This is a genomic window from Emticicia sp. SJ17W-69 (genome assembly GCF_051209875.1).
Lineage (GTDB): Bacteria > Bacteroidota > Bacteroidia > Cytophagales > Spirosomataceae > Emticicia.
This window is the reverse complement of the sequence record NZ_JBNTQY010000001.1, coordinates 4182003-4195935: the sequence shown is the minus strand read 5'-3', so window position 1 is coordinate 4195935 and position 13933 is coordinate 4182003. Positions and strand designations below refer to the sequence as shown.

Here is a 13933-nt window from a genome sequence, read left to right as displayed (position 1 = left end):
TTAATATGTATTGGTAAACTAAGGTGTTATCCTTTAAACTTCACCCATTTAGAGGAAGATTTGCCCGAAGCAATTACCGTTTCCACAAACTGCATCCCTCTGATTCCATCATCAATTGTTGGGAAATCTAAGTCAAATTCATTTGGTGCTTCTCCATTCATTCTTTTACGAACTGTTCTTGCAAAATTTTTGTAAATATTAGCAAAAGCCTCTAAATAACCTTCAGGATGACCAAAAGGTATGCGAGAGCTTACTTTAGCACTTTCATATAAATCACCTACCGAAGGCTCAAAAATTCTTTGCCCGTCGAGCGACTTGTGCTTCAAATATTGTGGTGTTTCTTGGTGCCAATGCAAACTTCCAAGTTCACCATAAACTCTGAAATTTAAACCATTTTGCTCGCCATTTGAAATCTGACTGCACATCAAAACGCCTTTTGCACCATTGTCAAAATGTAGCAATACGTTGGCATCATCATCCAATTGTCGTCCTTCTACGATTGTGCTTACATCGGCACAAAGTTCAGTGATTTTCAAACCTGTAACATATTCTGCCAAGTTTTCAGCGTGAGTACCTATATCACCCACAGCCCCAGCAATGCCTGATCGTTTTGGGTCAGTACGCCATTCTGCTTGCTTGTTTGTACCTTTTTGTTCTTCAGGAAAAGACAACCAACCTTGTGGATATTCTACGACAACTTTACGGATTTTGCCAATAGCACCTGCATTGATCATCGCTTTGGCTTGCTTTACCATTGGATAACCAGTGTAATTATGAGTAAGAGCAAATGTTAAACCTGTTTTTTCGACCAATTCTTTTAGTTTTTTTGCTTCCGAAAGTGTGAAACAAACAGGTTTATCACAAATCACATGAAAACCATTCTCCAAAGCCATTTTAGCAGGAGCAAAGTGCATGTGGTTGGGCGTAACAATCGCAATGGCGTCCATGCGGTCTTTGCGACGTTTTTCTTTTTGAATCATTTCTTTGAAATCGCCATAACAACGAGCCGGGTCAAGCATGAGGTCTTCTCCCGATGCTTTTGATTTTTCGGGAGTTGAGCTAAATGCTCCACCAACTAATTCGATTTCGCCATCAATGGCAGCAGCAATACGATGGACACCTCCAATAAATGCTCCACGTCCACCACCAACCATTCCTATTCGGATTTTACGAGCCATAGTTTAATAATGATAAATGTATAATGATTAATGTTGAATTTCTTCTCTTTGTACCTTTGTAACTCAATGCTTATTTTCCTCCAAATTTCTGAAAAAGTGTCGAACCAACAATTAAAAATAGAATTTTCTTTTGAGAAAATTTTAAATAACCTATTTTTACGCTTCAATCTATTCAAACTATTCAAAACCCTTAAACCTCTTTAATATTATGGTTAATCAAAATCGTCTTTTTCTTGGAAGTTGTTTTGCACTTATCACGACTGCTTTTTCATTCAGTATTCGTGCAGGTATTCTTCCACAATTAGCCACTGACTTTAACTTGTCGGCCGAACAACTTGGATTTATCAATTCAATGTGGTTTTTAGGTTTCCCAATTGCCATGATTGTTGGTGGACTTGTTTATCATACGGTAGGCCCTAAAAAAATCATGATGATTGCTTTTGTTTGTCATGCTTTGGGTATTATTCTAACACTTTACCCACAGATTTTAGGCGGATATACTGGTCTTTTAGTTTCTACTTTTTTAATTGGAATTGGTAATGGCTGTACAGAAGCTGCTTGTAATCCAATGATTGCTGATGCGTATTCTGGTTCAAAAATGAGTACTATGCTTAACCGTTTTCACATGTGGTTCCCTGGTGGAATTGTAGTAGGTAGCTTATTATCAAAATTCATGACCGATGCAGGTTTAGGTTGGCAGCCACAAATTTGGTTGATTTTAGTTCCTACATTGGTTTATGCTTACTTATTTTGGGGTCAAGAGTTTCCAAAACCAAAAACAGAAGGTGTTACTTCGATTGGTGAGAACTTGAAAGCTATGGTCACACCTTTATATATTTTTATGTTTGCTTGTATGGCTCTTACTGCCATTTCAGAGTTTGGTCCTCAACAATGGACTGGCTTAATCATGAGTAAATCAGGTGCAAGTCCAATGCTTATTTTGGCATTAGTAACTGGTTTAATGGCAGTAATTAGATATTTTGCAGGCCCAATCGTTGCGAAATTCGACCAAACGGGTGTTTTGTTAGGTTCAGCAGTTTTAGCAACTATTGGTATATATTTGTTTAGTACACAAACAGGTCCGATGGCTTATGTAGCTGCTATTTTCTTTGCATGTGGTGTGGCTTTATTTTGGCCAAATATGATTGGTTTCATTGCTGAGAAAGTGCCTTTGAGCGGTGCTTTAGGAATGTCAATTTTAGGTGGTGTTGGTATGTTTTCAACTTCTATTTTCCAACCAATCATTGGTAAATGGATTGATACTGCAAAAGCAGAACAAACTGCCGCAGGTCTAACTGGCGATGCCATGGAATTGGCTGCTGGACAGGCAACGCTTAGTACAATGACTCTTTTTCCTGGAATATTGATTGTTGCTTTTCTTATTTTATTTTTCTGGCAAAAAGGAAAAACTGCAAAAGCATAATTTATAAGATTTTTTTGACACAAAGCCTTGTAAGAAAATCTTGCAAGGCTTTGTTTTTAGTATTATATTTGTAATATCAAAAAAGTAATACTCAAATGATTAGTCTTTCTCTTAAACTTGACGAACTTATTTTTCAAGAAACGGAAGCGTTGTTAAAAGAACAAAAGCAGTCCCGTAATTCGTATATCAACGAAGCAATAGATTATTATAATAAAGCAAAAAAGCGTAAGAAAATTGCTCAACAACTTTCTTACGAATCAGCTTTGGTACGTGCATCATCTCAAGAAGTATTGAGCGAATTTGAAGACTTAGAAGATGATTTTGAACAATAAAAAATGGGAAATCTGGCTCGCTGACCTTAATCCACGCTTTGGCACTGAGGCTGGGAAAACTCGTCCTGTGGTAGTTTTTCAATCTAATTTCCTTAACAAAATACATAATTCTACCATAATTTTACCAATTACTACAAATGTAACGTTTGAAGCAAAAATATTAAGAGTTAATCTTGATGAAATTGCTGAGGAAACAGGTTTGAAGGAACCTTCTGATATATTAATTGACCAAATTAGGACAATTGATAATAGCCGTTTCATTAAAAAAATTGGGAAAATTAACGATTTATTAATTCGAAAAACTATAAATGATAATTTGAAAATTGTTTTAGATTTTATTTAAAAATATGTTGGGAATTATTCTCACAATTACTCATTGACAATTAATGCTTACTATCTCAACCCCTGGAAGAATTTGTCTTTTTGGTGAACACCAAGATTATCTAGGCTTACCTGTTATTGCAGCAGCCATTTCACGTCGTGTAGAAATGACTGGAGAACATCGCACCGACAAGCAAATCATTATTCATTTACCTGATATTGAATCTGAACTTAGAATGGAAGTTTCTGAAAATAGAATGGCTTATGAACAAAAAAGAGATTATTTTAGAAGTGGATATAATGTATTGATTGATAAGGGTTTAACTTTCTCAAAAGGCTTGGAATGTACCGTCAGAGGAAATATTCCAATCAATTCTGGAACATCGAGTTCGTCGGCATTATTGGTAACTTGGATACATTTTTTAGCTAAAATCGCTGATATTCCAAGAGAATTTTCTGCTAAAGAATTAGGAGAAATGGCATTTCAAGCAGAAGTTGTAGAATTTGGCGAACCAGGAGGTATGATGGATCATCTTTCTACTGCAATAGGCAAAGCAGTTTATTTAGAATTTGACCCAAAAACTACCGCCGAGGCTTTACAACCTAATCTTGGAACTTTCGTTTTGGCCGATTCTTGTGAACCAAAAGATACGATTGGTGTACTCAAACGAGCAAAATTTGACCGTTTGGCATTGATTGATAAAATTAGATTGCATTTACCAACTTTCTCATTGCATGATTTTAATTCAACTGAAAAGGAAAGCTTGAAAGCTATTTTAAGTGAAGATGATTATACTTTATTAGTAGGAACACTTCGTAACCGAGATATTCTAAGAGAAGCTTTGCAACTTTTTAAAACCAATCAAATGACGGATGAAATTTTAGGCAACCTTCTGACCGAGCATCATAGTATTTTAAGAGATGTTTTGCAGATTTCTACTACAAAAATTGAAAAAATGCTTGCAGCGGCGACAGATGCAGGTGCTTTAGGTGGAAAAATCAACGGCTCAGGTGGGGGAGGGTGTATGTTTGTTTATGCACCAAATAATCCTCAAAAAGTAGTTGATGCCATCAATCATGTTGGTGGAAAAAGCTATATTATCGAAATTGACAAAGGGACATATTTTTCGTAAAACTAAGTTCCTACCGTTACAGCGAACTGTTCTATATTTTTAATACTTCAAATTCAAACTAAAGGAAACATGAAAAAACACTTTATTTATTTACTTTTATTCTCATTTTCTGCTTTTTCACAAGAAAGTGATTCATTGGTTATCAAAAAAATTTATGATGCGGTTTTGGCTAAAGGTGAAGCTTATAAAACATTGACTTATCTTACAAAATCAATTGGCCCAAGATTAAGTGGCTCAGAAGGGGCAGCCAAAGCTGTGCAATACACCAAAAAAGTAATGGAAGATTATCAATTTGATAAAGTTTTCTTGCAAGACGTAATGGTGCCACATTGGGTTCGAGGGAAAAAAGAAGAAGCCTATATTGAAAGCGGTAAACAAAAAATAAAAGTGCCGATTGCTGCTTTGGGTGGCTCGGTTGCCACGCCACTTGCAGGTATTAAAGCAGAAATAGTCGAAGTTAAAAACTTTGAAGAACTGAAAGCCCTCGGTACTGAAAAAGTAAAAGGGAAAATAGTTTTGTTTAATCGCCCGATGGATCCTACACAAATCAATACTTTTGCAGCTTATGGCGGAGCAAATAATCAACGTGGAGCTGGTGCTTCGGAAGCTGCGAAATATGGTGCAGTAGGGGCAATTGTTCGCTCAATGACAACTGTGCAAGATGATAACCCGCATACTGGTGGCATGCGTTATGCTACTGGTGTTCCGATGATTCCAGCAGCAGCGATTAGTACAAATGGAGCAAATTTATTGAGTAAAATACTAAAAGATGATCCTAAAGCTCAGTTTTATTTTAAACAAAATTGCGAAACATTACCAGACGCACCTTCGCATAATGTTGTAGGTGAAATCAAAGGGAGTGAAAAACCCGATGAAATCATTGTAGTAGGCGGACACCTTGACTCTTGGGATTTGGCTGAAGGAGCTCAAGATGATGGAGCGGGTTGTGTACAATCAATCGAAGTTTTGAGAGTCTTGAAAGCTTTGGGAATTAAACCGAAGCGTACAATTAGAGCTGTGATGTTTATGAATGAAGAAAATGGACTTCGTGGAGGTACGAAATATGCAGATTTAGCAAAACAAAACAACGAAAAACATATTGCTGCCGTAGAGTCTGATAATGGTGGATTTACACCAAGAGGTTTCGGATTAGTAGGAACAGAAGCTCAAATTTCTAAAATTACAGTTTATAAAAAATTGCTTGCTGAATATGGTTTGAACGAAATTGGAAAAGGAGGCGGTGGTGCAGATATTGGTCCATTGGGTCAACAAGGGACGTTGTTGATAGGTTTCAAGCCTGATTCACAACGTTATTTTGATTTTCATCATGCTCAAACCGATAAATTGGAGGCTGTAAACGAAAGAGAACTTAACCTCGGTGCAGCATCAATGGCAGCTTTGATTTATTTGATTGATAAATATGGATTGTAGAGGAAATAACGAATTACGATTTACGAATATTTTCCAATTATTATTACTGGGGGAAAAAGTCTTTATAGAATGAGACAATTCGTAAATCGTCATTCGTAAATCGTAATTTTCAAAGATATCCTTCAACACCCAAACCAAACAGAGCAAAATCATATTTGACAGGGTCGATTGGGTCGAGTTGCTTGAGGTTTTGAGTGAGTTCTATGGCAGTTTGCCAATCAGCTTTCGGGCGAGTAATTAATCCTAATTTTCGAGCTACACGCTCAACATGAACATCGCAAGGACAAACCAATTGCGATGTTTTTATTTTATCCCAAATGCCAAAGTCCACACCTTTATTATCTTTTCGAACCATCCAACGTAAAAACATATTAATGCGTTTACAAGAGGAATTCCGAGCGGGCGTAGCCACGTGTTTGCGAGTGCGTGTTGGATAATTTTCTAAACTAAAAAATACTTGCTGGAAGTTTTCTAACCCAATCTTAATGTCTTGATTATCAGCAGTTAAGCCAACTATAAAAGCATTTTCTAACGAATCATTTTTAGCATAAAATTCTTTAAAAAATTCAAGGAAATAGAGCGTGTCCGTAGCGTTGAAAGTTCGGTGTTTGAAGCTAAGAAAACGTTTGAGATCAGAATCTTGGTGATTTTTGATGAAATCGTAAGGAGTATTGTCCATCAAACTGATTAACTCATTACACTTATTGATGATAGTTTTTCGCTGTCCCCAAGCGAGGGTTGCTGCTATAAAACCAGTAATTTCGATGTCCTGCTTTTTGCTAAATTGGTGCGGAATACAAATGGGGTCGTGCGAAATAAAGTTAGGTTGATTAAACAACTCGTATTTTTCATTGAGCAAATCAACAACTAATTGGGACATTTTTTGATGGGAAATTGATGATATTATCTATATAATTTATAAATCTACTTTTTTATCTTTTTCAACAAAAAAACTAAAGCATTTGAAATCCAAGAAAAAACAGCCAAGATTGCTGTAAATAAAAAGCCAAAGACAGTAATAAAAGGATATAAAATGGCAAAAACAACAGTCCAAATTTTTGATTTTGTTTGCATAATTCTTTAGCCATAAGCATTAGGCTTTGAGCTATTTACTTTTTTGTATATTTTGAAAATTGTTAATCGTACGAGCGATTTCGACCTAAATCCCCATCACCTAATTACTCACACTATAACTCAAATCAGCCCTGATTCGTTTATCTTTTGGAGATAACTTTTCAAATGCTTTTGGAGAAATCTTGATAATAACATCGCCCGAACTGCTCAATTTTCCGATTACTTTTACCCAAACACTTTGTCCATTGGCTTGATTGGCAACTTTGATGAGTGTTCCAATAGGAGCTGAACGATGCAATGCTAAAAATTTATTGGTTGTTGAGCCTGCATCAATCACTTCTGCAATGCCTTGTTCTGAAAACTTCTTTCCACCTGGAGCATTCGGTACAGGTGCTTGAGGTTTGATAGTTGTGACAGGCTTATTGACAATTGGTGTATTTTTTTCTTTACTGATATCGCCTGCTGGAGCTTGCACTTGCACAGATTTTGGTTTTAAAGTGTCTTTTTTTACTGCTTTTGCAACAAAATTGACAGGTTTTTCTACAATTAATACTTGATTGATGCGTAAAGCATCGGTTTTAAGATTATTCCATTCTCTGAGTTGCCAAGCTTTTAATCCATAGCTTTTAGCAATCGAAAATAGATTTTCGCCAGAGCTAACGACATGATTTTTTCCTTTAATTGGCGTTTTGGCAACGATTACTTTTTTTGAAGAATCTTTTTTTATCAAATCCCCTTTTGGAATAATAGGTTTGGTTGGTGGAGTGCTAATCGGCTGCTCTTTTGGAGTAGCTTCTGGAATATCAACAACTTCAATACCATTTTCGTCAATAGTTCCTTTGGAGAGCGTTTCAGTAGTTGGAGCTGGAATGATTTCTACTACCCTTGGGCGTGGAACACTTTTACCTTTAATTTTGATGGGTATCTCAATTACTTGGTCAGCACCAATCGTATTCCCTTTTTTAAATGTAGTATTAGCATCAAAAAAATCTTTTTCCGAGCAATTATACCTTTTTAAGATTGAATAAAGTGTTTCGCCTTGTTCAACTCTATATTGAACAAAAATCTTTCCATTTTTTTTCTCAATTCCAAGCGAATCAAGGGGGGTACTAAAAGCATCTGTCAGGAAAAGCACAAAAACTGCCGTTAGGCAAAAATATCTTAACATAATAGTCAAGTGATTGTAAATGAATTGTTGTAAAGATATGAAATTTGAGGAGTGCAAAGTTGAAGTTTGGATCAAAAAATCATTTCAAAACTGCACATTTGAATTCAAATTCATGCAAATTTAATGATTCTGTGACAGATTAACGTATATATTTTTTTTTTCGTGTAAATTCGCCCAATCATTATAACAAAACCCATGAAAATTCTTGGAATTATTCCAGCAAGATTTGCATCAAGCCGCTTTCCAGGCAAGCCGTTGGCTGATATTGGAGGCAAAAGTATGATTCAGCGAGTTTATGAACAGGCACTGAAAGCTAAAAGCCTAAGTAAAGTTGTGGTCGCTACTGATGATGCTCGGATTTTAAGTCATGTTATGTCGTTTGGAGGCGATGCCGTGATGACCGCAGAAAACCACCCAAGTGGTACAGACCGCTGCTTTGAGGCGTTTCAGAAGGCAGGAGGGACAAGTAAATATGATTATGTTGTCAATATACAAGGCGATGAACCTTTCATTGAGCCTGAGATTATTGACCAATTAACCACCTTGCTGGATTTCAAAACCGAGATTGCAACGGCAGTGAAAAAAATTAAAGACTATCAAACACTTTTCGACCCAAATGTTGTAAAAGCAGTACTTACTATGCGAAAGCAATGTTTGTATTTTAGTCGCCAAACTGTTCCTTATGTCAGAGGTTTTGAACCAGAAACGTGGCTCGACCATGCCGATTTTTATAAACATATTGGTCTTTATGCTTATCGAAGCGATGTTTTAGAGCAAATTTCACATATTCCGACTTCTCCATTAGAAAATACTGAAAAACTGGAACAATTGAGATGGTTAGGTTATGGATATAAGATTTATGCTATTGTAACAGAATATGAAAGCATTGGTGTTGACACAGTTGAAGATTTAGAAAAATTGAAAGAGATTATTTAAATTTTAATTGTATTAAGTTTCGTTTGCAATATGGACAGTTGCAAATATATTTGTGGGTATATGAAATTTAAGTGACTTGTTTTTTGCTGGATATTTTATAAAATTTGTTAAAAACGATTATGATAAAATATTGCCTATCAATGTTTTATCATAATAATATATTTATTCGGGAATTCTTCAATTCATAAAAAGCAACAAACTTGCCTTTCTTCCGTTAGATTAAAATATTTAGTTTTACATCTAAACTTGGTGTTAAAACAAATGTTATTTTATAATTCTTCATTCTAAATTGTGTAAAAACACACTATCTTATGCGATATAATATTCTCTGGGCCGACGACGAAATTGATTTATTGAAACCATATATAATATTTTTACAAGCCAAAGGGTATGATGTTACCCCTGTTCCAAGTGGTGCTGACGCCCTCGATAAGGTCGAAACCGAGAGATTTGATGTAGTGTTTTTAGATGAAATGATGCCTGGAATGACAGGTTTGGAAACACTTTCAAAAATTAAGGTTTTGAAACCCAATTTACCAGTAGTGATGATTACAAAGTCAGAAGAAGAGCGAATCATGGAAGATGCCATTGGTTCACAAATCGCTGATTATTTGATAAAACCTATCAATCCAAACCAAATTTTATTATCAGTTAAGAAAATATTGGATAATAAACGCTTGATTTCAGAGAAAACGAATTTAGGCTACCAACAAGATTTTCGTAATCTTGCCATGCAATATAATGACAGGATTGGACATGAAGAATGGTCAGAAATTTATAAAAAACTGATATTCTGGGAGTTACAGCTTGATAAATCAGATGATAAAAGCATGGAAGAGGTTTTTTCTATGCAAAAAGCAGAAGCCAATTCAAATTTTTGTAAGTTTATAGAGGAAAACTACGAAGATTGGCTCAGCGATCCTAAAGCTGATAAACCTCTGCTTTCTCATCAATTAATGAAAACCAAAGTATTTCCTTTGGTAAAAAATGATTCTCCCCTTTTCTTTTTACTGATTGATAACTTACGTTATGACCAATGGAAGGTAATCGAAGAAGTCATAACTGATTACTTTAATGTTGAAGAAGAAAGTGATTATTATGCTATTTTACCAACAGCTACTTCTTATGCACGAAATGCCATTTTTTCAGGAATGATGCCTTCAGACATGGCTAAGTTTCATCCTGATATTTGGGTAAATGATGAAGGAGAAAACGAAGATGCCTTGAATAATCACGAGGCTGATTTCTTGAAACGTCAAATTGATAAAAATCGCTTGAATATCACGTTCTCTTACAACAAGATTTTAAATATCAATCAAGGGAAAAGTTTGGTAGATAATTTCAATAATCTATTGAAAAACCAGTTGAATGTGGTGGTTTATAATTTTGTTGATATGCTTTCACATTCACGTACCGAAATGGGTATGATAAAGGAATTAGCTCCTGATGAATCGGCTTACCGTTCGATTACTAAATCTTGGCTCGAACATTCACCTTTATTAGATTTATTGAAGAAAATTGCTGAGAAAAAAGGACGCTTAGTGATTACTACCGATCACGGAATGATTAGGGTGAAACATCCAAAAAGAATTGTTGGCGATAGAAATGTGAATACAAATCTAAGATATAAGCAGGGAAAAAATCTGAACCTTGATGATAAAGCTGACCATATTTTGGTGGTAAGAAAACCCGAAACATTTATGCTTCCAAAGCCCAATATTTCGACCGCTTATTTCTTTACAATGGAAGATTATTTCTTCGCTTACCCCAATAATTATAATCATTATGTGAGTCATTACCGTGATACTTTTCAGCATGGAGGAATTTCCATCGAAGAAATGATTGTGCCATTTGCTTATTTAACAGCTAAGTAGGTTTTAGGAATTAGAATGTAGGTATTAGGTATTAGGGATGTAGGAATTTGGTTTTATTTACTATTCATTTGGTAATAGCTAAGGTTTTCTAAAGCGAGTTTTAATTGCAAACAAAAATTTTCACACAATCCTTAAAACCTAATTCCTACATCCTAAATCCTATACCCAAACTTATACTCTCTTTAAACATGAAAAGACTTTTAAGTTTAATAATTATAGTCAACCTGTTTGCTATTAGGTCATTTGCTCAAGAAAAAACACCAAAATATCTCGAAGATCAATATTCATGGTATCTTTCACTCAATCTTGGAAATGCGATTGGTAAATACCAAACTGTTCTGAAAGATGCCAATAAAGGCGGTACAAAAGGAGGTTTAGTTTTGGGAGGATTGATGAACCCATATAAAAGAAAAAGAGCCTCGCCAGTGTTTTATGGAGCAGAAGTAGGTTTTCAATCTGATGGGAGAGATGAACTAACCCTCAATGCTCAAGGCAATTTTTTTGTCACTAATAACTCTTATTGGTTGAATGGAGTTGCTCGTTATCGTCCAATTTTATGGAGTTCAAAATTTAACCCTTATGCAGATGCTTTTTTGGGAGGGAAATTGATAAAAACGAATGTGATAGAACAGATTAGTCAGGACGAAAGACAAACCTATGAAGGCTTTAGTAAAATCGTCCCGAACTATGGTTTTGGTGTGGGTCTCGGTATAAAGTTATTTGGACAGCTAAAAAATAGTTATCTTGATATAGGTTTATACTACCAGCAAGCCGACCCTACGAAATTAATCAAACGAAACTCTGTCATTATTAATAGTGCTTATGTAGTTTCCTACAAACAAATTGTTACACCTACCAACCAGATTGTTATAAAAATTGGTCTCACTGGATTTATGTAAAATTGATGAAATACATATAATTTATACCTTTCAATATTTTATACAACTGCCTCAGCCAACATTTTATAACTATATGCCAAACCCATAGCTACACTATTAAAATTATCTCCTGATTTAATATTGTTTTCGCCAAATCGCTTCATGAAAATATTTCTTAATGGCCTTACCATTGAGGTACCACCTGTCATAAAAACTACGTCAATATCTTTGTTGTTAATCTTATTTAGGTCTAAAAACTCTTGGAGGTAATTTTCAATTTTTTCTACATTTTTATCAATGATTTCATCTTGGAGCTCTTGGATAGAAATTGGTTCATTGATACTAATTTCATGTTCATTAAATTCAAAAACTGCATTATCAATAACAGTAAGGTCAATTTTAACTTTTTCTATTTGCTTAAAAAGTACATATCCTAAATTATCTTCAATGAGCGTTTGAAGGTTTTTTACACGATAATCTTTTCCTGAAAAATTATAAGACTTGGCGATACTGATTCGCATACGCAAAGAATCTAAAAAGTTCATTCTTTCCCATGAACAAATATTATGGAAGTAAGAAAGTGGTAAATCTAATGGTTTGCCAGGGGTAAATTCTTCTTTTACACCTCTACCAAAATGTGGCGTTCCTTTAGTCCACATAATATCTGAATCAAAACTATCACCACCGATATAAATACCACCTTGTGCAAGCATATCGGCCTGTCTATCGGCTTTATGAATGGCGTCTGGATTTAATTGCATTAATGAAAAATCAGAAGTTCCACCCCCAAAATCGGCAACCAAGACCAACTCTTGTTTTGTGATCTGCCGCTCATAAGTAAATGCTGCACCAATAGGCTCCATTTGAAAAAAGAAATCTTCAAAGCCTGCAATTTTTGCTGCTTTCGATAAGCGTTCTTGTGCCAAAGCATCTTTTTCTGGATTTTCGTCAAAAACAACAGGCCTACCAATCACTGCCGTAGTAATGTTTTCTCCAATAAAATCATCAGCCATTTTTTTCAAATGTATCAATATCAATGCTACTAAATCTTCTGCACGATAACTTTTCGACCCAATTTTTGTATCTATAAAACTTTTGTTAGGTAAAACCTTTTTGATAGATTTCATAAATCTGCCTCGCATCCGATTTTGCACATAGAGAGAAATGGCATCATTACCAACAGTTGGAATGACGATTTCTTTAGGCTTGGTTGGCTCAGGGAAAAATAATAAAGAAGGTATTGTGAAAAGTTTGACTAAATGATTGGAATCGGTATCAAGGATAGCTAAGGCTGAATTGGTAGTGCCAAAGTCAATCCCATAAATAAATTTACTCATGCTTTATTTTTAATAGTGGCTTGATATAACAGACGACAAGCAGAAATGGTTTCAGCTTGAAACCAATAAATCAATGATTAGTTGAAATAATTAGGTAAAGCTAAAAACGCCAAGTTTGGGTAGTAATTTCAAAAAAAATAATTATAAACTTTCAGTTAAATCTCGTAGTTCGCCTTTGTCACAATAGAGTGTGCGATGAGGGAAGCGTTCAATCAATTCAAAATCATGCGTTGCCATCAACACAGCAGTATTTGATTTCTTATTGATATCGAGGAAAAGTTTTAGAATTTCGACTGACATTTCGGGGTCAAGATTACCCGTTGGTTCATCTGCAAGAATAATGTCTGGTTTATTAAGCAAGGCTCTTGCAATACCTACTCGTTGTTGCTCACCACCAGAAAGCTGATGAGGCATTTTTTCAAGAATATGAGGTAAACTTACTAAATTCAATACTTCCAAAATTCGCTCATCCATCTCGCTTTTTTCTTTCCAACCCATTGCTTTAAGATAGAAACGAAGATTATTTTCAATATTTCTATCACTTAGTAATTGAAAGTCTTGAAAGACAATGCCAATATTTCTTCTCAGATAAGGTATTTGTGAACGCTTAAGGGCATGAAGTTCATAACCAGCCACTATGCCACTACCTTTTTCCAGCCATAGGTCGGCGTAGAGTGTTTGTAATAGAGAAGATTTACCACTACCCGTTCGTCCAATTAAATAAACGAATTCACCTTTTTGGATACTAAAACTTACACCTGATAATACCAATTGTTCACGTTGGTAAATAAAAGCATTTTGAAGTGAAATAACGGAATCCATGGAGTTCTGAATTATAAGTTCTGAGT

13 protein-coding genes are annotated in these 13933 nt (G+C 35.2%); 8 read left to right on the top strand and 5 right to left on the bottom strand.

The window, feature by feature from the left end:
• Positions 1-26 precede the first annotated feature (26 nt).
• Complete coding sequence (locus tag ACQUQZ_RS16945; protein WP_435356211.1) at positions 27-1178, bottom strand: Gfo/Idh/MocA family protein; 1152 nt, start codon at positions 1176-1178, stop codon at positions 27-29.
• 208 nt (positions 1179-1386) lie between these two features.
• On the opposite strand from ACQUQZ_RS16945, the gene ACQUQZ_RS16940 reads away from it, so the two are divergent.
• The 5 genes from ACQUQZ_RS16940 (at position 1387) to ACQUQZ_RS16920 (ending at position 5818) form a co-directional block, all read left to right on the top strand.
• Entirely contained in the window at positions 1387-2601 is a 1215-nt protein-coding gene (locus ACQUQZ_RS16940; RefSeq protein WP_435356210.1) for an MFS transporter, read from the top strand.
• 95 nt (positions 2602-2696) lie between these two features.
• A complete protein-coding gene (locus ACQUQZ_RS16935) occupies positions 2697-2933 on the top strand; it encodes a hypothetical protein (RefSeq protein WP_435356209.1) in 237 nt (78 codons plus the stop codon).
• Positions 2917-3276 carry a type II toxin-antitoxin system PemK/MazF family toxin gene (locus tag ACQUQZ_RS16930; protein ID WP_435356208.1) on the top strand — a complete coding sequence of 120 codons (360 nt, stop codon included), beginning with the start codon at positions 2917-2919 and terminating at the stop codon, positions 3274-3276. The genes ACQUQZ_RS16935 and ACQUQZ_RS16930 overlap by 17 nt, the downstream gene beginning before the upstream one ends.
• Positions 3277-3319: 43 nt before the next feature.
• Positions 3320-4387 carry a mevalonate kinase family protein gene (locus ACQUQZ_RS16925; RefSeq protein ID WP_435356207.1) on the top strand — a complete coding sequence of 356 codons (1068 nt, stop codon included), beginning with the start codon at positions 3320-3322 and terminating at the stop codon, positions 4385-4387.
• 69 nt (positions 4388-4456) lie between these two features.
• Positions 4457-5818, top strand: coding sequence for a M20/M25/M40 family metallo-hydrolase (locus tag ACQUQZ_RS16920; protein ID WP_435356206.1), 1362 nt, complete (start codon positions 4457-4459; stop codon positions 5816-5818).
• A gap of 109 nt (positions 5819-5927) precedes the next feature.
• Here the strand turns inward: ACQUQZ_RS16920 and ACQUQZ_RS16915 are convergent, their stop codons facing one another.
• Together ACQUQZ_RS16915 and ACQUQZ_RS16910 are read right to left on the bottom strand one after the other, a co-directional pair.
• Complete coding sequence (locus tag ACQUQZ_RS16915; RefSeq protein WP_435356205.1) at positions 5928-6698, bottom strand: TIGR02757 family protein; 771 nt, start codon at positions 6696-6698, stop codon at positions 5928-5930.
• 294 nt (positions 6699-6992) lie between these two features.
• Positions 6993-8060 carry a LysM peptidoglycan-binding domain-containing protein gene (locus ACQUQZ_RS16910; RefSeq protein ID WP_435356204.1) on the bottom strand — a complete coding sequence of 356 codons (1068 nt, stop codon included), beginning with the start codon at positions 8058-8060 and terminating at the stop codon, positions 6993-6995.
• A gap of 195 nt (positions 8061-8255) precedes the next feature.
• Here ACQUQZ_RS16910 and kdsB point away from each other — a divergent pair, with 195 nt between their 5' ends.
• The 3 genes from kdsB (at position 8256) to ACQUQZ_RS16895 (ending at position 11769) form a co-directional block, all read left to right on the top strand.
• Positions 8256-8996 carry a 3-deoxy-manno-octulosonate cytidylyltransferase gene (gene kdsB / locus ACQUQZ_RS16905; RefSeq protein WP_435356203.1) on the top strand — a complete coding sequence of 247 codons (741 nt, stop codon included), beginning with the start codon at positions 8256-8258 and terminating at the stop codon, positions 8994-8996.
• 311 nt (positions 8997-9307) lie between these two features.
• Positions 9308-10870: a PglZ domain-containing protein gene (locus ACQUQZ_RS16900; RefSeq protein WP_435356202.1), complete on the top strand. Its 1563-nt coding sequence runs from the start codon at positions 9308-9310 to the stop codon at positions 10868-10870.
• A gap of 188 nt (positions 10871-11058) precedes the next feature.
• Positions 11059-11769: a hypothetical protein gene (locus tag ACQUQZ_RS16895; RefSeq protein ID WP_435356201.1), complete on the top strand. Its 711-nt coding sequence runs from the start codon at positions 11059-11061 to the stop codon at positions 11767-11769.
• A 38-nt stretch (positions 11770-11807) separates the two neighbouring features.
• Here ACQUQZ_RS16895 and ACQUQZ_RS16890 read toward each other — a convergent pair whose 3' ends face one another.
• Positions 11808-13085: an Hsp70 family protein gene (locus ACQUQZ_RS16890; RefSeq protein ID WP_435356200.1), complete on the bottom strand. Its 1278-nt coding sequence runs from the start codon at positions 13083-13085 to the stop codon at positions 11808-11810.
• Between the two features lie 141 nt (positions 13086-13226).
• Complete coding sequence (locus ACQUQZ_RS16885; RefSeq protein WP_435356199.1) at positions 13227-13907, bottom strand: cell division ATP-binding protein FtsE; 681 nt, start codon at positions 13905-13907, stop codon at positions 13227-13229.
• Between the last annotated feature and the right edge of the window lie 26 nt (positions 13908-13933).